Here is a 20,662-nt window from a genome sequence, read left to right on the forward strand (position 1 = left end):
CAATTACAGCAGATTTCATTGCATAAAACAAAAGAATTATATTATGAACTGATCGGAATGTAAAGCATAAAATCAATCGGTTTCTGAACAAACAGATGCTATAATAAAAGTTCAAATCAGAAATGAGTATTAAAGTGAGGGACAAGTAAATGGAATATCAATATCCAATGGATGTCGACTGGACGACAGAGGAAAAGATTGCGGTCATTTCATTTTTTCAGGCTGTTGAAAAAGCCTACGAAAAAGGAATTGCGAAGCAGGAGTTATTAGACGCATATAAACGATTTAAAGAGGTTGTGCCATCAAAAGCAGAGGAAAAAACGCATTGTGCGGCGTTTGAAAAGGGAAGCGGGTATTCCCCTTATCATGCAGTGAAAACAGCTAGAGAAGCAGAAGAGACTGCTATTATACGGATGTAAAAAACGAGCCTAAAAGGGCTCGTTTTTTCATACAGATTCTTTCTGTGTAAAACGGTATAGATACGTCAGCGTGCGGAAGGCATTTTCAATTTTCGAGAGGAATTCTTCATTATTCATTTGCACGACTTCCTCTCTAGGTAGCTGAATGCCGCAAAGAAGCTCGGCTTTCTTGACTGTTTGAACACGTTCAAACAGCGTTTTCAGCTGTTCGGAATCTAGTTCGCTGTGACGCATGACATCTGGTTTCATATGATCTTTAGACCAAACAAAATCTTGCGGTATTTTCTGCTGGATGGTGTCTAGCTCCTTTTCAAATAGCTGGCCGTACTCACCTTTTACTGGAGATTCATAAATGAGTGCAAACCAGACAAAGACATGTGTTTTCCAAAGCCCGATTTGAAAATGAGGGAGTTTTTTGTATCCGCGCTTACTGTTTGCAAAAGCAACCCACGTATCATTTGGCGGGTTAACAGATCTTCTAGCATGCTTTGCGACGTGTACAAACATTTCGTCTCCTGTAATAGAAGAAAGAAGTGGAGCAAAATGTTCGCCAAGTGCCTCAAGCTTTGGACGGACTCTTTCTTTTAATACAGTCATTCGTTCATCTAAACCATCAACTGTGAATGTTTCAAAATCTTCATCTCTAAAACGCATTTCACTCATGTTATGCCTCCTGTATCTTTTCGCTGATCATATTTTATCATAGCTTGGGTCAAGCTCAAAAAAAGATGCACCGTTAGATCAAAGTTTATGAAGGTCGTGGCGCAGCGTTTAAAATCATCAATTTTGTGGTACATAACAAATAGGTAAAGACACAATTTTCAGAATGTCGTTGCGGTTATGCGATCGCTTCATACGATATAAGCAAGAACCATTTCTCTTATCGATTGAATTTTTTATCAATGAAAACTGACAAGGAATGAATCATTCTCTGGAAGGGGCGTTGACCAATGAAGCAAATCGTGAAGCAGGGGTATAGGCAGGAGAAGAAGAATCGCATCGCTGTGTGGAGATTAGAGGTTGATTATGAGCTTTCTACGCTTCATGAAGCCATCGAGCATAAAGATGACATCCAAATCGAACGCAGCAAACGAAAGCTTGAGCGCCTAAGAAAAGAATGGGAGCAGCTTCAAGGGTAAAACAGCGTGAGGTAAAAACGAACCAATTCATCGGTTCGTTTTTGTATGAAGCTGCTTTTTTCTTGCTTTTACGTACATAATATCAGTATGCTATTACAAATAGGTCCTACATAGAAAAGAGGTTTACAATCTGATGACAAACTGGGTGGAAATTGACCGTCTTGCAAAGCTCTGGGTAAAAGAAGCAGGGAGCCGTATTAAAGCGTCCATGCAGGAAGGTCTATCAATTGAAACAAAATCAAATCCAAATGATCTTGTCACGAATATTGATAAAGAAACAGAGCGTTTTTTTATTGAAAAAATACAGTCGACATTTTCAGACCATCACATTTTAGGAGAAGAGGGACAAGGGGAAGAGGTGACCTCACTCGATGGGATTGTGTGGATCATTGATCCGATCGATGGCACAATGAACTTTGTCCATCAAAAACGCAACTTTGCCATTTCAATCGGGATATTTGAAAATGGTGTTGGGAAAATCGGTCTTATTTATGACGTCATTCATGACGAGCTCTACCATGCCATCAAAGGAGAAGGAGCTTATATGAACGATACCCTGCTCCCTCGATTAAAAGAGGTGGAGATTGAAAAAGCCATTGTGGGGATTAATCCGACATGGGCGATCGAAAGCCCTTATTTTGACGCCAAACCATTTGCCCGTCTTGTACGTGATGTGAGAGGGACACGAACGATTGGATCCGCTGCCCTTGAGCTTGCTTATATTGCAAGCGGCAGAAGTGACGCATATGTCACGTTAAGGCTTGCGCCATGGGATTATGCAGCGGGCTGCGTACTGCTTGATGAAGTAGGGGCTGTTTACTCAAATATTCACGGAGAACGTCTTACGTTCCTAGATAAAAACAGCATAGTCGCCGGAAATCGATCCGTTTGTGAAAAAATCTTGCATGATTACATAAAAGGAAGCGGAAATAAAAAATAAACGGAATCACTTCATGAGAATGAAGTGATTTTTTGTTTTTCCTGAAACTTTTTTGTAAGGCGAATGTCTTATTGGCTGAAATAAAAAACCCTCATCTGATTTATCCAGATGGGGGTTTTTCTAGCTTAGCTTAATTTTTCTTTCGCAATTTGAATTGCATCATAAAACGTTTTTAATTGCTCTTGAGGAATTTTCTTAAGCATTTGGTTGAAAACAAGTAATTCAGTAGAGCTGAATCCAAGACCTTTTGCGATTTTTGAATCAATCACAACGTTTCCTTTTTTGTCTAGAACAAGGGCATCACCAGCAAGATCAGCAATTCTGATCACTGATTTGAAAAGCTTTTCGAATTTAGCCGCTTCTTCTTTTGTAAGACCAAGTTCAACAGCTTTTGCTGCATCAAAAACCAATTTCCCTTTTTCGTTTTTAGTGATGCTTTCACTGAAAACGATTGTAAGAACAGCTGCGCGATCTAAGAATTTCTCAGCAGTCGCCGCTTCTTCTTCAGTTAGTCCGAGCTCAACAGCTTTTTTCACATCAAATGTGTAGTTGTTGTCTTCCTCAACAAATGAATTGATGAGAATGTTGATGACACGCTCGTTTTTCTCCAATAATTCTTTAATGATTTGCTGCTGTTCAAAAGGAATTCCTTTGAAAGTTGCAGCGCTTGCTTGCCCAGGAGCTACTGTTGTGAAAGTAAGAATAATAGCTAAAGCGAAAAATACAACAGAGCTGAGCGATTTGCTCAAAAACTTCTTCATGCTTCTTTTCTCTCCCTTTTCTGTTAAATTTTGTTGCAAGAACAGCATACCATGAGAAACTTTGTGGAAGAATAGGAAAATTGTAACTTTCTGTTTGATTTTGGAGAACTATAAAAGTTCTTGTCGAATTATGGAGAGGTTCAGATTGCTTACTTTTGTCAATTCTCAATAGATGTTTTTGTATGTGACGCAAGCTTTCATAGGTGAATTGTCTTGTTTTTACTCAAAATAAAAAGCCTTCTACATGTAGAATGTAAAAGGCTTTTACCTAATTTTATGATTGCACGTTTAATTTTCTTTTTAATGTAAATCCTGTACCCATGAAAATCATGGCGAATACAATGCTTAGACATATGCCCAGTATGTTTTTTTCTGCAAGAGTTACCCCAATAAACGCCATACTGACAACTGCAAGTAATGCACATAATAATAGAAGCCATTTGATTTGTTTCATATGTCCCCATCCCTTTTTTTAGAGTTAATATAAGTTTACAGAAAAACGATCGGCATTTAAAGGGGATTGTGATATAATATGAAAGTTATCTAATTATTTTAGGAGATGAAAATGTGAAACTTCGAAAAGACCTTCGCAACATCGCAATTATTGCCCACGTTGACCATGGTAAAACGACGCTTGTTGACCAATTGCTCCATCAAGCTGGTACTTTCCGTGCGAATGAAAATATCGCTGAGAGAGCCATGGATTCAAATGATTTAGAGCGAGAGCGCGGTATTACGATTTTAGCTAAAAATACTGCGATAAATTATAAAGATACACGCATTAATATTTTAGATACACCAGGACACGCCGATTTCGGTGGTGAAGTTGAGCGTATCATGAAAATGGTAGATGGTGTACTCCTCGTCGTGGATGCTTATGAAGGCTGTATGCCTCAAACACGCTTTGTGCTGAAAAAAGCACTTGAGCAAAACTTAACACCAATCGTTGTCGTCAATAAAATTGACCGCGACTTTGCTCGTCCGGCTGAAGTAGTCGATGAAGTGATTGACTTGTTCATTGAATTGGATGCAACAGAAGAACAGCTTGAGTTCCCAGTTGTCTATGCATCAGCAATCAATGGTACAGCAAGTAACGATGCGAGCAAACAAGATGAAAACATGGAATCTTTGTTTGAAGCTATTGTGAACCATATTCCTTGCCCGGTTGATAACCATGAAGAGCCGCTTCAATTCCAAGTGGCGCTACTTGATTACAATGATTATGTTGGCAGAATTGGAATTGGCCGTGTATTCAGAGGAACAATGCAAGTAGGACAGCAGGTAGCCTTGATGAAAGTCGACGGCACTGTGAAACAATTCCGTGTAACAAAGATCTTTGGTTTCCAAGGGTTAAAACGAGTGGAAATCAACGAAGCGAAAGCGGGAGATCTTGTCGCTGTATCTGGAATGGAAGACATCAACGTAGGTGAAACGGTTTGTCCGGTAGAACACCAAGAGGCACTTCCAATCCTTCGTATTGATGAGCCGACACTTCAAATGACGTTTGTTGTAAACAACAGCCCATTTGCAGGCCGTGAAGGAAAATACGTGACATCACGTAAAATCGAAGAGCGCTTAGAGCAGCAGCTTCAAACAGACGTCAGTCTTCGTGTGGATCCAACTGATTCACCTGATGCTTGGGTTGTTTCTGGACGCGGAGAGCTTCACTTATCCATTCTCATTGAGAATATGAGACGTGAAGGATTTGAATTACAAGTATCGAAGCCAGAAGTTATTGTAAAAGAAGTTGATGGTGTTCGATGTGAGCCTGTTGAGCGCGTTCAAATTGATGTACCGGAAGAGCATACTGGCTCTGTTATGGAATCAATGGGTGCAAGAAAAGGTGAAATGATTGACATGATCAACAATGGTAACGGTCAAGTTCGCCTGATCTTTACAGTGCCATCACGTGGTTTAATTGGATATACAACTGAATTTCTTTCATTAACTCGTGGTTTTGGTATTTTGAACCATACGTTTGACAGCTACCAGCCAATGCAGTCTGGTCAAGTCGGCGGACGCCGTCAAGGTGTACTTGTTTCAATGGAAACAGGTAAAGCGACTGCTTACGGAATCCAAGGTGTTGAAGAGCGCGGTGTGATCTTCGTTGAGCCAGGTACTGAAGTATACCAAGGGATGATTGTTGGGGAGCATAACCGTGAGAACGACCTTGTTGTAAACGTAAGCCGTATGAAACAACAAACAAACGTACGTTCAGCGACGAAAGATCAAACGGTTAGCATGAAAAAACCTCGTATTATGTCACTTGAGGAATCTCTTGAGTACTTGAATGAAGACGAATACTGTGAGGTTACACCTGAATCCATTCGTCTTAGAAAGAAAATTTTAGACAAAAACGAACGTGAGAAAGCAGCGAAGAAGAAAAAGCTAGCAGGATTATCTTAATTCCATGAAGAATTAAAAAGATAGAACCCTGAATGATAAGGGGAGGGAATCTTTTTGAATGATCAGGAAGTAAGTGAAAATCTATCCTTTTTCGCGATGCTGTTTCGTGTCGATGAAAATCCGCAAACAGGGATGTGGCTCCTATATGGCACCATCCTTGTTTTAGCGATTATTGTTTTTAAGCTCGGCTTTGCAAGACGTTTACCGATTTTAAAAGCGCTCGTGATTTATTTATTTTTGATTTTTGGCTGCACGTTTCTCACATTTCTAGGAATCTTCCTGCCAGTAGCGGAAGGCCTTGTTGTGGCAGCTGCCATTTTGATTATTTATAAAATACGGCTGCATCGTGCGAAAAAAGAAGGAACAGTCAATACGTAAAAAAAGACCTGAACATGTGTCAGGTCTTTTTTTATGTCTTTTGTTCTTTCTTTCCTTTTTTCTTCTTTTTCTCTTTTGTCGCAGGATCCTGATAAAGAGAGAATCTGCCGGTTTTGATGCGAGCTTCTGTCTTTATTTTAATGCGTTCTTGGCAGTCATCGCACATATATGTATGAATTGGCCGGTTTCTTAACCGTTTCGCAACGAGTGTATCATCATCAATGGTTTCAAGCTTTTCACATAATGAGCACTTCACTCTCATCATTTTCACCTCACTTTATTGCATTTATTATAGCATGTTTTCCAGCCACTTAAAATCAGCGTAGAAAAAGGCTTATATCACAGGAGATATAAGCCGTTCTCATTATTTCTTTTGGTTCATATGATGATTTGATTGGTCGTTTTGATTTTTTTCTAACTGTTTTTGATCTTGTTCTTTGAGCTGATTATTCGGATCATTTGTCGGATCCTTTTCGTTACGGTCGATCTCATTTTTCGGCATCTCTGGCATCACGCGGCCGACAATGGCAGCCAGTTCATCCATAATACCGCTTACAGGGCGGCCTGCTTGAATTTCTTTGCCCATTTCTTTTAAACGGCTGACTGTATCCGGATCAGCAACCACAACAGCATTTGCACCTTCCGGGTCATTTCTCAGCGCTTTTGCAACTGAATATTTAATGGTTTCTACTTTGCTTCTATCTAAATCATCTTTTACATCAATACCAACAACAGCATATCGGCCGATGACGATTGCTGTTGCATCATTGACATCTGCTACGTGCTCTGTCACATTGACAAGATGCTGCGCAACATCTGTGGATGGGCGGGCTTGATCTGTCTTTTTCTTCGATGAGTCAGACACCCTTACTAAGTGCTGGCGTCCATCTTGCTTGTCCAGCGCCTCTGGCTTTTCCTGCTGCTGGCAAGCGCCTAACAGAATGATCGTTTGAATCATGAATAATGTTAAAAATAGTCGCATCTAAATTCCCTCCTTCACAAACTGCATGATTTATTTTATTGTTGAATTAACCTTCTAACTTTATTCATGAAAACATATATTTTAACAATCGTTTTGGGAAAGACAAGGATGAATGAAACCCCGATCAGGAGGCGAAGGACCTGAGTAAAATTTATGTATTAGACACAAATGTGTTATTACAGGATCCGAATTCAATCTTTTCATTTGAAGACAACGAGGTCGTCATTCCGGCCGTTGTGTTAGAAGAAGTAGACTCGAAAAAGAGATACATGGACGAGGTTGGGCAAAACGCTCGGCGCGTCTCACGTTTAATCGACGGTTTGAGATCGAAAGGGAAACTCCATGAAAAAATTACGCTAGAGTCAAAAGGAACGCTGCGCATCGAGCTAAATCATCGCTCTTTCCATGAACTTCAAGAAATTTTCATTGAAAAAACGAACGATAATCGGATTTTGGCTGTCGCGAAAAATTTGAGCTTAGAGGAAGAAACAAAGCCTCACGGCCGGCCAGTTATTTTGGTCAGTAAAGATGTTTTAGTCCGGGTAAAGGCAGATGCTATAGGCCTCCAAGCTGAAGACTTCTTAAGTGACCGTGTGCTGCAAAACGAAGACATTGCTAACGGCTATCATGAGCTCTATATTCCGACGGAGCAATTGAATACATTTTATAAACAAAGCCAATTACCGATAAAAGAAGTCACGAGTGTACCATTAAACCCTCATCAGTTTGTCATTATGAAGGGGAATGAAGGCGGCTCTGCTTTAGGAATGCTTGACCAAAAAGCAGAGAATGTGAAACGGCTCATTTATGATCAAGAGCATGTTTGGGGAATTCGTCCGAAAAATGTTCAGCAGACGATGGCACTAGAACTGCTATTGCGCCGTGATATTCCCCTCGTGACATTGATCGGAAAAGCGGGAACTGGTAAAACACTCCTTGCGCTGGCTGCCGGATTAATGCAGACAGAGGATCTCGGCATGTTTAAAAAACTGATCGTAGCTCGTTCAATTGTTCCTGTCGGCAAGGACTTAGGCTACTTGCCAGGTGAAAAGGAAGAGAAACTCAGACCATGGATGCAGCCGATCTATGACAATCTAGAATTTTTATTTAATACAAAAAAACCTGGTGAACTTGATGCGATTTTGGCGGGAATTGGTTCGATTCAAGTGGAAGCTTTAACGTATATACGCGGAAGAAGTATCCCTGATCAATTTATTATCATTGATGAGGCGCAGAATTTAACGAAACACGAGGTGAAAACATTATTAACGCGAGTCGGAGAGGGAAGTAAAATTGTGCTGATGGGAGACCCAGAGCAGATCGATCATCCTTATTTAGACAGCTTAAATAATGGGCTTACGTATGTCATTGAGCGGTTCAAAGGACAGCAAATATCTGGACATGTCAAGCTTGTCAAAGGAGAAAGGTCTGGGCTTGCACAGCTTGCAGCTGATTTGCTGTAGTCCAGACCCTCTGTCTTATGTAATGATGAGCTCTTTGACACCTTTTATCGGCTGAGTGAGGTTGGACTGATCCGCGAAATAAACGTGGATTGGTCCTTCTTCAGTCATAGGCTTCCCATTTTGGCTGAAGTGTGCAATGCTTTCCATTGCCTGAGAAATCGGGACAGCAATTGTCCCTGTTTCTGTGACAAATTCGCATGTATCTGCATGTTCAAGCGGTTCTGCATTTTTCAGCATATCACCCAGCTTCATTCCGAAGCTGCCAGTGACGAGTCTTTCCTTTTCGTACTTCTTCTCTGTTTTTAAAGTGGGTGGAAGTGTTTGCCCTTCTCTGATCACCCGCTCTTGGTCAAGCTCCTGATCCAGCTGACTTTCTTCATTTGCTGTACTTTTTTCAAAAAATGAATCCATTAAAAATTTGCGGTCATCAAAAATCCATACACTTGGATCAATGGTGATCTTGTACTTTACGTTCCCCTTAATTTGAATGATGCTCATGTTCAAGACAACCCCTTTCCACCATAAATTATAGAAGTTTTCGCCTGCTTTGTCACTTTCATAAACATGCATCTCCTTGTACACACTAATCTTACATGAAAGATAGGGAGGATATTGGGCATGGCATGTCGCGACAATGAAGAGCTTCAGCGATTTGTAGAAGAAGCAAAAAAAGTGGCCAAAGATGGCAAAGTAGCATCCTATATTCCCGCTCTCGCCAAAGCGGATCAGACGGATTTATCTGTGGCTGTGTATCATGTGAGTAATACTTGCCACTCGGCAGGAGATGTAGATAAACGCTTTACTCTGCAAAGTATTTCAAAAGTATTAGCCCTTGCGCTCGTACTCTCAGAAGAAGGGCCAAAAAAAGTTTTTCAATTTGTTGGACAAGAGCCTACAGGTGACCCGTTTAATTCAATGATTAAGCTGGAAACAGCAAGTCCAAATAAGCCGCTGAATCCAATGATTAATGCAGGAGCGCTTGCAGTCACAAGCTTAATAAGAGGCGCGACGCCGCAAGATCAGCTAAACCGCCTGCTTGGCTTTATTAGAGAGCTTGCAAATGATAAAAGCATTACATACTGCAAGGAAACAGCCGCATCCGAATTTGAGACATCAATGATTAACCGGGCTATGTGCTATTATATGAAGCAATATCATATTATTAGAGGGAACGTAGAAGAGGTTATGGACGTGTATACGAAACAATGTGCCATCATGATGAACAGCTTAGATTTGGCGAAAATTGCTTGTGTTTTTTCATTAGATGGCAGACATCCAGAGACGGGTCAGCAAATTCTTTCAAAAGATGTCGCTAGAATTTGTAAAACCTTTATGGTGACGTGCGGCATGTACAATGCAAGCGGGGAATTCGCCATTAATATCGGCATACCTGCTAAAAGCGGTGTTTCAGGCGGGATTATGGGAGCGGCTCCATATGATTTTGGGATCGGAATTTTTGGTCCAGAACTGGATGAAAAAGGGAATAGCATTGCTGGGATTAAGCTGCTTGAGCTCATGAGTGAAAAATATGAGATGAGTATCTTTTAATGATGAATGTCTTCTTTTTATTTTTACAAAGCGAACTGTACAAATCTGCTTGCAATTTTGGGCGTTTCGCTTTATGATAAATAGAAGAATTAGGTACTCGCCTGGGGAACGGAGGGATACTTTTGGCGTCAGAAATTTTAGTCGATCATCGGCAAAAAGCACTGGCTTTATTAAAATTGGATGCAGATAAAATTTTAAAATTGATCCAAGTGCAAATGGACAACTTAACGATGCCGCAATGTCCTCTTTATGAAGAGGTTTTAGATACTCAAATGTTCGGATTATCGAGAGAAATTGATTTCGCTGTCCGGCTTGGATTAGTTGATCAACATGAAGGTAAGAAACTACTCGATAAACTTGAGAGAGAGCTTTCCGCACTTCATGATGCGTTCACAAAAAAATAATGATTGAAAACTCAAACTTCCACAACTAAGTTTGAGTTTTTTTGTCCTCTATTTTCTTTTGATGGATTAACGGCAAACGGACTTGATTCTTTCATGAATGACGAACAATATAAAAGAGGTAAAACGGGATCAAACGGAGAAAATGTAGTAGAATAAGAACAGCTAAGAAGATATCAAGCAGTAGAAACAGACGTTAGGAAGAGGATTATATGTTAAAGAGAATGCTAAAATCGTATGACTACTCATTATTGTTCGCCATTATCTTAATCAGCGCATTCGGTTTGGTTATGGTGTATAGCTCAAGTATGATTACATCTGTTATCAGATACGATGCCGCGCCAGATAACTTTTTTAAGAAACAGCTCTTATTTATGATTGTTGGAGCAGCCATCTTGATCTTTACAGCATTAGTTCCATATCAGCTGTTTTCAAATAAGAAATTCCAGATTGGTATGCTGCTGCTTTCAGTTTTTTCCCTCATCTATGTGTATTTTGGCGGTCATATTGCAGGGAACGCAAGAAGCTGGATCAAATTAGGACCTTTTAGTCTTCAGCCAGCTGAATTTGTGAAGATTGTCGTCATCATCTATCTTGCTGCGGTGTATGCCAAAAAGCAGCATTATATTGATCATATTTTAAGAGGTGTTACGCCTCCGATCGTGATTGTCTCTATCCTGTGCGGATTTATCATTTTGCAGCCAGACTATGGGACAGCCTTTATCATTGGCATGATTGCCCTTGCGATGATTTTATGCTCAGGTTTTAGCGGCAAAACGCTAGCGAAGCTGCTCGCGCTATTTAGTGCAGTAATGGTCGTCGTGACCCCATTTATTATGCTTTTTTGGGATAAAATTTTCACGCAAAATCGTCTCGGACGTTTTGAGAGTTTCCAAGATCCATTTAAAGATGCAGGGGCTACTGGGCATCAATTGATTAATTCATATTATGCAATTGGATCAGGCGGCTTTTTTGGACTCGGTCTAGGAGAAAGCGTTCAAAAGTACGGGTATCTGCCAGAACCGCACACAGACTTTATCATGGCAATTATCTCGGAAGAGCTTGGTTTTTTCGGCGTGTTTTTCGTTATCGCTCTTCTTGGTTTCATCGTCGTGAAAGGTTTTTATATTGCGAGAAAGTGTGAAGATCCGTTTGGAAGTTTGCTTGCAATAGGAATTTCCTCCATGATTGCGATCCAAACTTGTATCAATTTAGGCGGTGTTTCAGGTCTTATTCCGATCACTGGGGTGACACTTCCGTTTATCAGCTACGGAGGATCGTCCATCATTTTACTTAGCATCTGTATGGGCATGCTGCTGAATATCAGCATGTTTACTGAATATAAAGAGCGTTACAAAAAGAAAAAATCAATGAGCAAACCATCGGTTGAAAAAAATGGATTGCAGAAAACTTTGAATCTTTAGAAAACAAAAGTGTACAGTTTTCATTTCTTCCTTTATTATAGAGTACATATAAAATTTTAAGGGATATGGAGGAGTGAGAATGTCACAGAGAACAATTCAAAAGGTTCTAGTTGCAAACAGAGGGGAAATCGCTATCAGAGTCTTCAGGGCCTGTACGGAGCTCAACTTACGTACAGTGGCCATTTATTCCAAAGAAGACTCTGGCTCTTATCATCGCTATAAAGCAGATGAAGCATATCTAGTTGGAGAAGGAAAGAAACCGATTGATGCCTACCTTGATATCGAGGGGATCATCGAAATTGCAAAACGAAATGACGTGGATGCGATTCATCCAGGCTACGGATTTTTATCCGAAAACATTCATTTTGCAAGACGATGCGAAGAGGAAGGCATTCAATTTATCGGTCCAACTTCTCAGCATTTAGATATGTTTGGAGATAAAGTAAAGGCGAGAGAAGAAGCGAAAAAAGCTGGTATTCCAGTCATTCCAGGAAGTGACGGACCAGTTGATTCGGTCGAAGAAGTCGAAAAATTCGGTGAAGAATACGGTTACCCGTTTATTATTAAAGCTTCACTAGGCGGCGGCGGCCGTGGTATGCGGATTGTCAGATCAAAAGAAGAGCTGAAGGAAGCCTATGACCGTGCGAAGTCAGAGGCAAAAGCTGCTTTTGGAAATGACGAAGTATACGTTGAAAAGCTGATTGAGAATCCAAAACATATTGAAGTGCAGGTGATTGGTGACAATCACGGCAATATCATTCATTTATATGAGCGTGACTGCTCTGTTCAAAGGCGGCATCAAAAGGTCATTGAAGTGGCGCCAAGTGTGTCTCTAACAGATCAATTGCGTGAAGATATTTGCGAAGCAGCTGTTCAGCTGGCCCAGAATGTATCGTACATTAATGCTGGGACTGTAGAATTCCTTGTTGCAAATGGAGAGTTTTACTTTATTGAAGTTAATCCAAGGGTGCAGGTAGAACACACGATCACAGAAATGATCACAGGTGTCGATATCGTCCAAACCCAAATTCTTGTTGCAAAGGGGCATAACCTTCACAGCAAAGAAGTTGGTATTCCAAAGCAGGAAGATATCTTTACACACGGCTTTGCCATTCAATCAAGGGTCACAACAGAAGATCCGCTCAATGACTTTATGCCAGACACAGGAAAAATTATGGCCTACCGTTCAGGTGGGGGATTTGGTGTACGTCTTGATACAGGGAACAGTTTCCAAGGTGCGGTCATTACACCTTATTACGATTCACTATTGGTCAAGCTGTCCACATGGGCGCTCACATTTGATCAAGCGGCTGCTAAAATGGTCCGAAATTTACAAGAATTCAGGATTCGCGGGATTAAAACAAACATCCCATTTCTTGAAAACGTAGCTAAGCATGAGAAATTCTTAAAAGGAGAATATGATACATCGTTTATCGACTCAACGCCAGAGCTATTTAATTTCCCTAAGCAAAAAGACCGCGGAACGAAAATGTTAACTTATATTGGTAACGTTACCATTAATGGGTTCCCTGGTATTGCTGAGAAAAAGAAGCCTCATTTTGACAAGCCAGACGTACCGAAGCTTCCTCTCAATCAAGAGATCCCGTCTGGGACAAAACAATTGTTAGATACGCATGGACCTGAAGGACTTGCCAACTGGGTGAAAGAACAAAATAACGTCCTTTTAACTGATACAACCTTTAGAGATGCGCATCAGTCTCTGCTTGCGACACGCTTCAGAACTCATGATTTAAAGAAAGTTGCCCAGCCAACAGCAGGTTTATGGCCAGAGCTGTTTAGTATGGAAATGTGGGGCGGGGCTACATTTGATGTCGCGTACCGTTTCTTAAAAGAAGATCCGTGGGAACGATTGAAAGAGCTTCGTCAAGAAGTGCCAAACACACTGTTCCAAATGCTATTAAGATCATCAAACGCTGTCGGATATACAAACTATCCGGATAATGTGATCAAAGCATTTGTAAAAGAATCTGCCGAGGCAGGCATTGACGTGTTCCGTATTTTCGATAGCTTAAACTGGGTCAAAGGCATGACGCTTGCCATTGATTCTGTTCGGGAATCAGGCAAAGTGGCAGAGGCGGCCATTTGTTATACGGGGGACATCCTTGATCCGTCTCGTCCAAAATATGATCTTGGGTACTATGTATCTCTTGCGAAGGAGCTTGAATCTGCCGGCGCACATATTTTAGGTATTAAAGATATGGCGGGGTTATTAAAACCGCAGGCAGCCTATGAACTAGTCTCTGCTTTAAAAGATGAGCTTACAATCCCTATCCATCTTCATACGCATGACACGAGTGGAAATGGACTGTTCACCTACGCAAGAGCGATTGATGCGGGTGTTGATATTGTGGATGTTGCCGTCAGCTCTATGGCAGGACTCACATCGCAGCCAAGTGCAAGCTCACTTTATTATGCTTTAGATGGACATGAAAGAAAGCCAGACATGAATGTCCAATCTGTCGAACGCCTTTCTCAATACTGGGATTCCGTCAGAAAATACTATCATGAATTCGAAAGCGGCATGAATTCGCCTCATACAGAAATTTATGAGCATGAAATGCCTGGCGGTCAATATAGTAACTTGCAGCAGCAGGCGAAAGGTGTCGGTCTTGGTGAGCGCTGGAATGAAGTAAAGGAAATGTATAGACGTGTGAATGACATGTTTGGTGATATTGTAAAGGTAACACCATCTTCTAAAGTAGTTGGAGATATGGCACTTTATATGGTGCAAAATGATCTAACAGAAGAAGATGTCTATGAAAAAGGAGCAACATTAGACTTCCCGGATTCTGTTGTGGAATTATTTAAAGGCTATTTAGGCCAGCCGCATGGCGGATTCCCAGAAAAACTGCAAAAGCTGATTTTAAAAGGGGAAGAGCCTCTTACTGTCAGACCTGGTGAGAAGCTGAAGCCAGTGGACTTTGAAGACATTAAGAAGCAGTTCAAAGAATCTCATGACCTGACGTTAACAGAGCAAGACGCAATTGCGTATGCCTTATATCCAAAAGTCTTTTCTGAATTTGTCCAAACAGCAGAAAGCTATGGTGACATCTCTGTTCTTGATACACCAACGTTCTTCTACGGGATGAGACTTGGAGAAGAGATTGAGGTAGAAATCGAAAAAGGAAAAACCCTTATTGTCAAACTCGTATCAATTGGCGAACCGAATCCAGATGCCACAAGAGTTCTTTACTTTGAGTTAAATGGCCAGCCGCGTGAAGTGGTGATTAAGGATGAAAGCATCAAATCCTCCGTTCAAGAAAAATTGAAGGCGGACCGCTCGAATTCAAATCACATCGCCGCGTCGATGCCAGGCACTGTCATTAAAGTACTCGTGGAAAAAGGACAAAAAATTTCACAAGGCGAGCATTTGATGATCAACGAAGCCATGAAAATGGAAACGACTGTACAAGCCCCATTTTCTGCGGTCGTAGATGAAATACATGTGACAAATGGAGAACCGATTCAAACCGGTGATCTGCTCATTGTATTAAAGCCTGAATAAGAAGTGAGACACATCCACCGTGATGTGTCTTTTTTTTGAGCGCATTAAAATGTGCAGCAGCAAGTGAGAGTGATTACACTATAGAGTGAGGTGAAGAAGGTTGGACAAAACTGTTGTGATATGGTTTCGCCGGGATATGCGATTAGATGATCATATCGCCTTATCAAAAGCGATCACATATGCAAAAAAACACGAGTACAAATTATTTGCTCTTTATCATCTAGATCCATTCTTTACTGAAATGGACCTCGATTTAAACAACGAACATTTTTTCCAAAACGTGGCGCATTTCGTCAAGGAAGCAAGAGAATCTCAAATGTATGTTCACCTTCTCTATGGAGATGTCTTGCGTGCCTTTCAGCAAGTTATCGATCTGTATGACATCAAAGCTGTTTTTTTTAATGAAGATCAAGTGGGAATCGGACAAAGGCGTGACCATCACGTAACCGATTTTTTAGAAAAGAAGGGCATTCATGTGTCAAAATGGCAAGATACACACCTTCACGGGGCGCAAGATATTTTAAAAGCGGATGGCACTCATTATCAAGTGTTTACTCCATACTATCAATCATGGCGAAAGCAAGAGAAGCAGCCTGTGATAAAAGTTGACAAATCATTTCTCAGCAGCGCTCATACGATTTGTGATGAGTCACTTTCGCATGAAGGGAATGACAAACTACGCAGCATGATCAAGAAATGCTCAAGGAAATTTGATCAAATCGGCTCACACAAAGCGATGAACACGCTGCATGACTTTATCCAAAAAAGATTAACACGTTACCATGAAAAACGAGATATTCCATCTGTTTTTGGAACGAGCAAGCTGTCACGTTTCTTAAAAACAGGGACAATCTCAATCCGAACGATCTTCCATGCGGTTCAGGAGGAAGCGCTGTTTGAAGACGAGGGCAGAGAAACCTTTATCAAAGAGCTAGCATGGCGAGATTTTTACCATATGATTTATGCTCATTATCCAGAGATGAAAGAAAAAGAAATTAATTCGGCGTTTCAAGGGATGAAATGGAATGAAGATGAGATGCTGTTTAACGCATGGTGTAAAGGTGAAACAGGCTTTCCCCTCGTCGATGCAGGGATGCGGCAGTTAAATGAGGAAGGCTGGATGCATAACCGTTTAAGAATGGTCACCGCCTCATTTTTAACAAAGGACTATTTGATTGATTGGAGAAAGGGAGAAGCGTATTTTGCAAAAAAGCTTGTGGATTATGATGAGGCTTCGAATATCGGAGGATTTCAGTGGGCAGCTTCTGTTGGGACAGATGCCGTTCCATACTTCCGTATTTTTAACCCAACGACTCAGTCAAAGCGATTTGATCCGAGCGGGGAATATATTAGAAGATATGTACCAGAGCTTAAGCATGTCGATGAAAAATGGATTCATGAACCAAGTAAAATGCCGATCGATGAACAACTGAAATCGAGCTGTGTACTAGGGGATACATACCCGCTGCCAACAGTTGATCACGGGGAAAGACGCAAAAAAGCCATCTCGCTATTCGAAGAAGCAAAACAACAATAAAAAAATCCCCCTCTCGGCATGAAAGGGGGATGTAAATCTTATTTAAATGGCTCTTTGCTTTCATATTTAAACCGGGCAATAAGTAAGCAGAAGTAGCATAGTACCCCAAACAAACAAGAAATAAAGAATGAATGAGCCAGCGCGTAACCAAGTGCAAGCTGAGAATAAACAGACAGCACACCTGAAATGGCTTGAAGTGTAATCAGAATGGCTGAGATGATCCATCCATAATACAGCTGCTTCTGTTCTTTATAATGTTTCATGGCATGGAACATAGCGACAAATATCCAGACGAATAAAAGAAGTGCTGCTGCTCGGTGAGACATTTGAACCCACTGATTAAAATAAGTTGGAAGCGCACCGTCTTTTGAACAAAACGGGAAGACAGAGCAGGCAAGGCTTGACTTTGTATGTCTCACATAAGCACCCGTATAGACAACGATATACGTATACGTGATCAACCCATAAATATGGAACTGCATCTTTTTGCCGATATGAAGCGGCTTCACAAGCTTTGTTTCAGATCTGGTTGCTTCAAAGACAAGAAGGGCAAGCAGTAATACTGAAGCAAACGAAATGAGTGAAATACCGAAGTGCAGTGCCATCACAAGTGCGTTAGAACCAAATACGACGGCAAGAGCTCCTAAAAGCGCTTGAAGCACTAAGAATATAATGGACATGATGACCAAAAATTTGGTTTCACGGAATACTGGACTAATTTTTTTCCAGCATAAGACCGCTAGTGCCAGAACAAGAATGGTGGAAACCCCTGTTGACATGCGGTGACTCCATTCGATGATGGAAGCGGGGTTCATTTCAGGAAAGAAACGACCATGGCAAAGGGGCCACTGTCTACCGCAGCCAAGACCCGAACCGGTTTTCGTAACAAGCGCACCGCCAATCAGTACGATCAGCATCACAAACGTTGTGATCACGCTTAATAGCCTTAAAGCAAATTTCATCAAATTATTTCACCTTCTCTAAAAACTTCTGATGTAAATGAAAACCTCACATGCTCTCAAGTTTAAGCCAAATGCGTGTTCTGTTGCAATTCATAATGACCAAAGTTCACAAAAAAATGATATGTTAGTTCACAAAGTTTACAGATTTAGAGTGCTTGATCTTTCTTTGACAGTCTGATAGAAATAGAGGAGAGAATATTTCATTTTGCACCGCCTTCTGAAACACACATATATCCTAATAAATTCACGAAAAGTTCACAAATAACTTCAAGTTTGTCGTTTATTATTTAATAGGATGTTTTTTACAGCTGTTTATCTTGTATGATAGAGTTGTAATGATTTTACGTGTCATTCGTTCGTTTGAAGGTTTGGGCAAGGGAGGTTATACACATTGGCAAATTCCAAAACAGCCGCGGAAGCAGCTATTCATGGACAAATAGAAGAAACAACAGCGTGGAAAGATTTTCTTGCTCTGATTAAAATGGGCATCGTCAATTCCAATTTCATTACGACATTTACTGGAATGTGGCTTGCTTTTTATTTTACAGGTATGAGTTTTCTTGGAAATCTTGATATTGTGCTGTTAACAATGATTGGTTCTTCTCTTATTATTGCCGGTTCATGCGCGATTAATAATGCGTTTGACCGTGATATTGATATATTAATGGAAAGAACAAAAACAAGACCGACGGTTACAGGTAAAATTCAGCCGGGGCAAGCGTATGCATTTGGCATTCTGCTTGTTGTATTAGGACTCATTATGCTTCTGATGACAACCATTACATCAGCAGTGATTGGATTTATTGGGGTCTTTACTTATGCGGTTCTTTACACCATGTGGTCTAAACGCCATTACACCATCAATACAGTTATCGGAAGTGTATCTGGCGCGGTTCCGCCATTAATCGGCTGGACAGCTGTCACAGGTACAATTGACACAACGGCTTGGGTTTTGTTTATGATTCTGTTCATTTGGCAAATCCCGCACTTCCTATCACTTGCGATTAAGAAAACAGAAGATTACCGTAAGGCGGGCATTCCAATGCTGCCAGTTGTTTACGGCTTTGAAGTCACAAAACGCCAAATCATCATTTGGACAGCATGTCTTCTTCCACTTCCATTTTTCTTAGGTGGATTAGGATGGCCGATTGTCGCACTTGGTACACTGCTTAATATTGGATGGCTTGTTATTGGCCTTATGGGCTTTAAAATGAAAGACGTCATGAAGTGGTCAACGCTCATGTTCGTTTATTCATTAAACTACTTAACCATCTTTTTCGTAGCGATGATTATTATTACACTATTCTAGAGTGAAATACACTTTGATCACATCAAAACAATGGCTATATCTTATAACACAACATTTTCTAACAACTATGAAAGCCGCCTGATATTCAGTTCTATTTAGGCGGCTTTCTGTTTATACATAGATGGTATTTTGAGTAAAAACATCATTTTTTTATGAAAAGAGGAAATGTAAGTGCTTTTATAAGAGGCGGGGGTTATAGATGGGTGAGAAGTGATTTTATAAATAAGAGGTAAAAAGCGAAAGGCAAAGGAGATCAAGCAAAAGGGGTTGGGACAAATTATGATAAGAAAATGGCGTGTTTATTCACTGTTTCTCTTACTGACGCTCGTTTTGGCGGGCTGTGGTGAACCATACTTATCAACACTCAAGCCAGTTGGGGAAGTAGCAGATAAACAGTTTTTCCTAACGGTACTGAGTACACTTATTATGGTTCTTGTCGTCATTGTTGTATCGATCATTTTCTTTTACGTCATCATTAAATTCAAACGTTCTAAAGTGGGAGAAGATACGATTCCAAAGCAAGTGGAAGGAAACCGCAACTTGGAAATCACATGGACAGCGATTCCGATTCTTCTACTTATTATTCTCGTTGTACCTGTTGTGGCATACACGCTTGAACTAGGGGATACAAGCGCTATGGATAAGAAAAAACGAGATCCTGAAAAGACACTTGTTGTGAATGTAAGGGCCAGCTTATATTGGTGGGAATTTGAATACCCTGATTATGGGATTGTCACAAGTCAGGAATTGATCGTACCAACAGATCAAAAGGTGTACTTTAAGCTAAAAGCATCCGATGTCAAACACTCATTCTGGGTTCCATCGGCTGGCGGTAAAATTGATACAAACACAGATAATGAGAACAAATTTTATTTAATCTTTGACTCGAAACGAACGAAAGATGCAGGGGAATATTTCTACGGGAAATGTGCGGAGCTTTGCGGACCGTCACATGCTTTAATGGACTTTAAAGTTAAAACGCTTTCTCAAGATGAGTTCTTAGGATGGACGAAAAAAATGGCTGATTACAAGAAGCCTGAATCCACAAAAGATCTCGCTTTAGAGGGTGAAAAGCTATTTAAAGAGAAAAACTGTTTAAGCTGTCACGCAGTAGAGCCTGGTGACGAACGGCCGGAAGCAGCAAGGACAGCACCAAACCTTGCGACCTTCGGAGAGCGGACGAAAGTAGCTGGAATCAAAGACATGAACAAAGAAAATGTGAAAGCATGGCTGAAAGATCCAGAAAGCTTTAAACCAGGTAATAAGATGACAGGAACGTACCCTAAATTAAATGACTCAGAAGCAGATGCACTTTACGAGTATTTAAAAGGTCTTAAAGTCGAGTAACAACTAGAAGCAGATATGCAAGAGGGTATGTGATCGATGTGAAGTTTTTGTTAAGAGCTCCCGAATATGTCTCTACAACCGAGAAGTCGTCATCTGTCAGACATAGTCTGTTTAAAGGAT

At 40.7% G+C, this 20,662-nt stretch carries 20 protein-coding genes; 13 read left to right on the top strand and 7 right to left on the bottom strand.

Features of this window, described 5'->3' with window-relative positions:
* Positions 1–149: 149 nt before the first annotated feature.
* Positions 150–419: a UPF0223 family protein gene (locus AOQ70_RS14615; protein ID WP_039178240.1), complete on the top strand. Its 270-nt coding sequence runs from the start codon at positions 150–152 to the stop codon at positions 417–419.
* 27 nt (positions 420–446) lie between these two features.
* Here AOQ70_RS14615 and AOQ70_RS14620 read toward each other — a convergent pair whose 3' ends face one another.
* On the bottom strand, positions 447–1,082 hold the full coding sequence (locus tag AOQ70_RS14620; protein ID WP_024426894.1) for a DUF1054 domain-containing protein: 636 nt from the start codon (positions 1,080–1,082) through the stop codon (positions 447–449).
* A gap of 287 nt (positions 1,083–1,369) precedes the next feature.
* Here AOQ70_RS14620 and AOQ70_RS14625 point away from each other — a divergent pair, with 287 nt between their 5' ends.
* Both AOQ70_RS14625 and AOQ70_RS14630 read left to right on the top strand, forming a co-directional pair.
* Positions 1,370–1,558, top strand: a complete 189-nt coding sequence (locus tag AOQ70_RS14625) for a hypothetical protein (protein WP_039178243.1) — start codon at positions 1,370–1,372, stop codon at positions 1,556–1,558.
* A gap of 133 nt (positions 1,559–1,691) precedes the next feature.
* Positions 1,692–2,498, top strand: a complete 807-nt coding sequence (locus tag AOQ70_RS14630; protein WP_059377021.1) for an inositol monophosphatase family protein — start codon at positions 1,692–1,694, stop codon at positions 2,496–2,498.
* A 125-nt stretch (positions 2,499–2,623) separates the two neighbouring features.
* Here AOQ70_RS14630 and AOQ70_RS14635 read toward each other — a convergent pair whose 3' ends face one another.
* Together AOQ70_RS14635 and AOQ70_RS14640 are read right to left on the bottom strand one after the other, a co-directional pair.
* Positions 2,624–3,259: a hypothetical protein gene (locus tag AOQ70_RS14635; RefSeq protein WP_059377024.1), complete on the bottom strand. Its 636-nt coding sequence runs from the start codon at positions 3,257–3,259 to the stop codon at positions 2,624–2,626.
* 274 nt (positions 3,260–3,533) lie between these two features.
* Complete coding sequence (locus AOQ70_RS14640) at positions 3,534–3,713, bottom strand: DUF5325 family protein (RefSeq protein ID WP_024426900.1); 180 nt, start codon at positions 3,711–3,713, stop codon at positions 3,534–3,536.
* 113 nt (positions 3,714–3,826) lie between these two features.
* Between AOQ70_RS14640 and typA the strand changes: the two genes are divergently transcribed.
* Together typA and AOQ70_RS14650 are read left to right on the top strand one after the other, a co-directional pair.
* Positions 3,827–5,665 carry a translational GTPase TypA gene (gene typA, locus AOQ70_RS14645; protein WP_024424768.1) on the top strand — a complete coding sequence of 613 codons (1,839 nt, stop codon included), beginning with the start codon at positions 3,827–3,829 and terminating at the stop codon, positions 5,663–5,665.
* A gap of 96 nt (positions 5,666–5,761) precedes the next feature.
* Positions 5,762–6,043 carry a YlaH-like family protein gene (locus AOQ70_RS14650; protein WP_044334035.1) on the top strand — a complete coding sequence of 94 codons (282 nt, stop codon included), beginning with the start codon at positions 5,762–5,764 and terminating at the stop codon, positions 6,041–6,043.
* Between the two features lie 31 nt (positions 6,044–6,074).
* Here AOQ70_RS14650 and AOQ70_RS14655 read toward each other — a convergent pair whose 3' ends face one another.
* Positions 6,075–6,305, bottom strand: a complete 231-nt coding sequence (locus tag AOQ70_RS14655; RefSeq protein ID WP_024424769.1) for a YlaI family protein — start codon at positions 6,303–6,305, stop codon at positions 6,075–6,077.
* 102 nt (positions 6,306–6,407) lie between these two features.
* Positions 6,408–7,025: a YhcN/YlaJ family sporulation lipoprotein gene (locus AOQ70_RS14660; RefSeq protein ID WP_039178268.1), complete on the bottom strand. Its 618-nt coding sequence runs from the start codon at positions 7,023–7,025 to the stop codon at positions 6,408–6,410.
* Between the two features lie 140 nt (positions 7,026–7,165).
* Here AOQ70_RS14660 and AOQ70_RS14665 point away from each other — a divergent pair, with 140 nt between their 5' ends.
* Complete coding sequence (locus AOQ70_RS14665) at positions 7,166–8,488, top strand: PhoH family protein (RefSeq protein WP_059377026.1); 1,323 nt, start codon at positions 7,166–7,168, stop codon at positions 8,486–8,488.
* A gap of 15 nt (positions 8,489–8,503) precedes the next feature.
* Here AOQ70_RS14665 and AOQ70_RS14670 read toward each other — a convergent pair whose 3' ends face one another.
* On the bottom strand, positions 8,504–8,986 hold the full coding sequence (locus AOQ70_RS14670; protein ID WP_059377109.1) for a hypothetical protein: 483 nt from the start codon (positions 8,984–8,986) through the stop codon (positions 8,504–8,506).
* 120 nt (positions 8,987–9,106) lie between these two features.
* On the opposite strand from AOQ70_RS14670, the gene glsA reads away from it, so the two are divergent.
* The 5 genes from glsA (at position 9,107) to AOQ70_RS14695 (ending at position 16,924) form a co-directional block, all read left to right on the top strand.
* On the top strand, positions 9,107–10,036 hold the full coding sequence (gene glsA, locus AOQ70_RS14675; protein ID WP_059377029.1) for a glutaminase A: 930 nt from the start codon (positions 9,107–9,109) through the stop codon (positions 10,034–10,036).
* A gap of 122 nt (positions 10,037–10,158) precedes the next feature.
* On the top strand, positions 10,159–10,440 hold the full coding sequence (locus AOQ70_RS14680; RefSeq protein WP_003212509.1) for a YlaN family protein: 282 nt from the start codon (positions 10,159–10,161) through the stop codon (positions 10,438–10,440).
* A 209-nt stretch (positions 10,441–10,649) separates the two neighbouring features.
* On the top strand, positions 10,650–11,861 hold the full coding sequence (gene ftsW, locus AOQ70_RS14685) for a putative lipid II flippase FtsW (protein WP_059377031.1): 1,212 nt from the start codon (positions 10,650–10,652) through the stop codon (positions 11,859–11,861).
* 79 nt (positions 11,862–11,940) lie between these two features.
* Complete coding sequence (gene pyc / locus AOQ70_RS14690) at positions 11,941–15,387, top strand: pyruvate carboxylase (RefSeq protein ID WP_059377033.1); 3,447 nt, start codon at positions 11,941–11,943, stop codon at positions 15,385–15,387.
* 100 nt (positions 15,388–15,487) lie between these two features.
* The gene (locus AOQ70_RS14695; protein WP_269433629.1) at positions 15,488–16,924 is read left to right on the top strand and encodes a cryptochrome/photolyase family protein; all 1,437 of its coding nucleotides are present in this window, start codon (positions 15,488–15,490) and stop codon (positions 16,922–16,924) included.
* Positions 16,925–16,962: 38 nt separating this feature from the next.
* On the opposite strand, the gene AOQ70_RS14700 is transcribed toward AOQ70_RS14695, so the two are convergent.
* The gene (locus AOQ70_RS14700) at positions 16,963–17,886 is read right to left on the bottom strand and encodes a COX15/CtaA family protein (protein ID WP_059377039.1); all 924 of its coding nucleotides are present in this window, start codon (positions 17,884–17,886) and stop codon (positions 16,963–16,965) included.
* Between the two features lie 391 nt (positions 17,887–18,277).
* Here AOQ70_RS14700 and cyoE point away from each other — a divergent pair, with 391 nt between their 5' ends.
* Both cyoE and coxB read left to right on the top strand, forming a co-directional pair.
* Positions 18,278–19,195 (top strand): heme o synthase, encoded by a 918-nt coding sequence (gene cyoE, locus AOQ70_RS14705; protein WP_059377041.1) that lies wholly within the window; start codon positions 18,278–18,280, stop codon positions 19,193–19,195.
* 279 nt (positions 19,196–19,474) lie between these two features.
* On the top strand, positions 19,475–20,542 hold the full coding sequence (gene coxB, locus AOQ70_RS14710; protein WP_039178282.1) for a cytochrome c oxidase subunit II: 1,068 nt from the start codon (positions 19,475–19,477) through the stop codon (positions 20,540–20,542).
* The last annotated feature ends 120 nt before the right edge of the window (positions 20,543–20,662 follow it).

It is taken from the genome of Bacillus sp. AM 13(2015) (genome assembly GCF_001518755.1).
Classification (GTDB): domain Bacteria; phylum Bacillota; class Bacilli; order Bacillales; family Bacillaceae; genus Bacillus; species Bacillus safensis.

Bases quoted from the DNA above. Each gene is read 5' to 3' on its own strand.
- AOQ70_RS14615 (WP_039178240.1), top strand. From the start codon at position 150: ATGGAATATCAATATCCAATGGATGTCGACTGGACGACAGAGGAAAAG.
- AOQ70_RS14620 (WP_024426894.1), bottom strand. From the start codon at position 1,082: ATGAGTGAAATGCGTTTTAGAGATGAAGATTTTGAAACATTCACAGTT.
- AOQ70_RS14625 (WP_039178243.1), top strand. From the start codon at position 1,370: ATGAAGCAAATCGTGAAGCAGGGGTATAGGCAGGAGAAGAAGAATCGC.
- AOQ70_RS14630 (WP_059377021.1), top strand. From the start codon at position 1,692: ATGACAAACTGGGTGGAAATTGACCGTCTTGCAAAGCTCTGGGTAAAA.
- AOQ70_RS14635 (WP_059377024.1), bottom strand. From the start codon at position 3,259: ATGAAGAAGTTTTTGAGCAAATCGCTCAGCTCTGTTGTATTTTTCGCT.
- AOQ70_RS14640 (WP_024426900.1), bottom strand. From the start codon at position 3,713: ATGAAACAAATCAAATGGCTTCTATTATTATGTGCATTACTTGCAGTT.
- AOQ70_RS14650 (WP_044334035.1), top strand. From the start codon at position 5,762: ATGCTGTTTCGTGTCGATGAAAATCCGCAAACAGGGATGTGGCTCCTA.
- AOQ70_RS14655 (WP_024424769.1), bottom strand. From the start codon at position 6,305: ATGAGAGTGAAGTGCTCATTATGTGAAAAGCTTGAAACCATTGATGAT.
- AOQ70_RS14660 (WP_039178268.1), bottom strand. From the start codon at position 7,025: ATGCGACTATTTTTAACATTATTCATGATTCAAACGATCATTCTGTTA.
- AOQ70_RS14670 (WP_059377109.1), bottom strand. From the start codon at position 8,986: ATGAGCATCATTCAAATTAAGGGGAACGTAAAGTACAAGATCACCATT.
- glsA (WP_059377029.1), top strand. From the start codon at position 9,107: ATGGCATGTCGCGACAATGAAGAGCTTCAGCGATTTGTAGAAGAAGCA.
- ftsW (WP_059377031.1), top strand. From the start codon at position 10,650: ATGTTAAAGAGAATGCTAAAATCGTATGACTACTCATTATTGTTCGCC.
- pyc (WP_059377033.1), top strand. From the start codon at position 11,941: ATGTCACAGAGAACAATTCAAAAGGTTCTAGTTGCAAACAGAGGGGAA.
- AOQ70_RS14700 (WP_059377039.1), bottom strand. From the start codon at position 17,886: ATGAAATTTGCTTTAAGGCTATTAAGCGTGATCACAACGTTTGTGATG.
- coxB (WP_039178282.1), top strand. From the start codon at position 19,475: ATGATAAGAAAATGGCGTGTTTATTCACTGTTTCTCTTACTGACGCTC.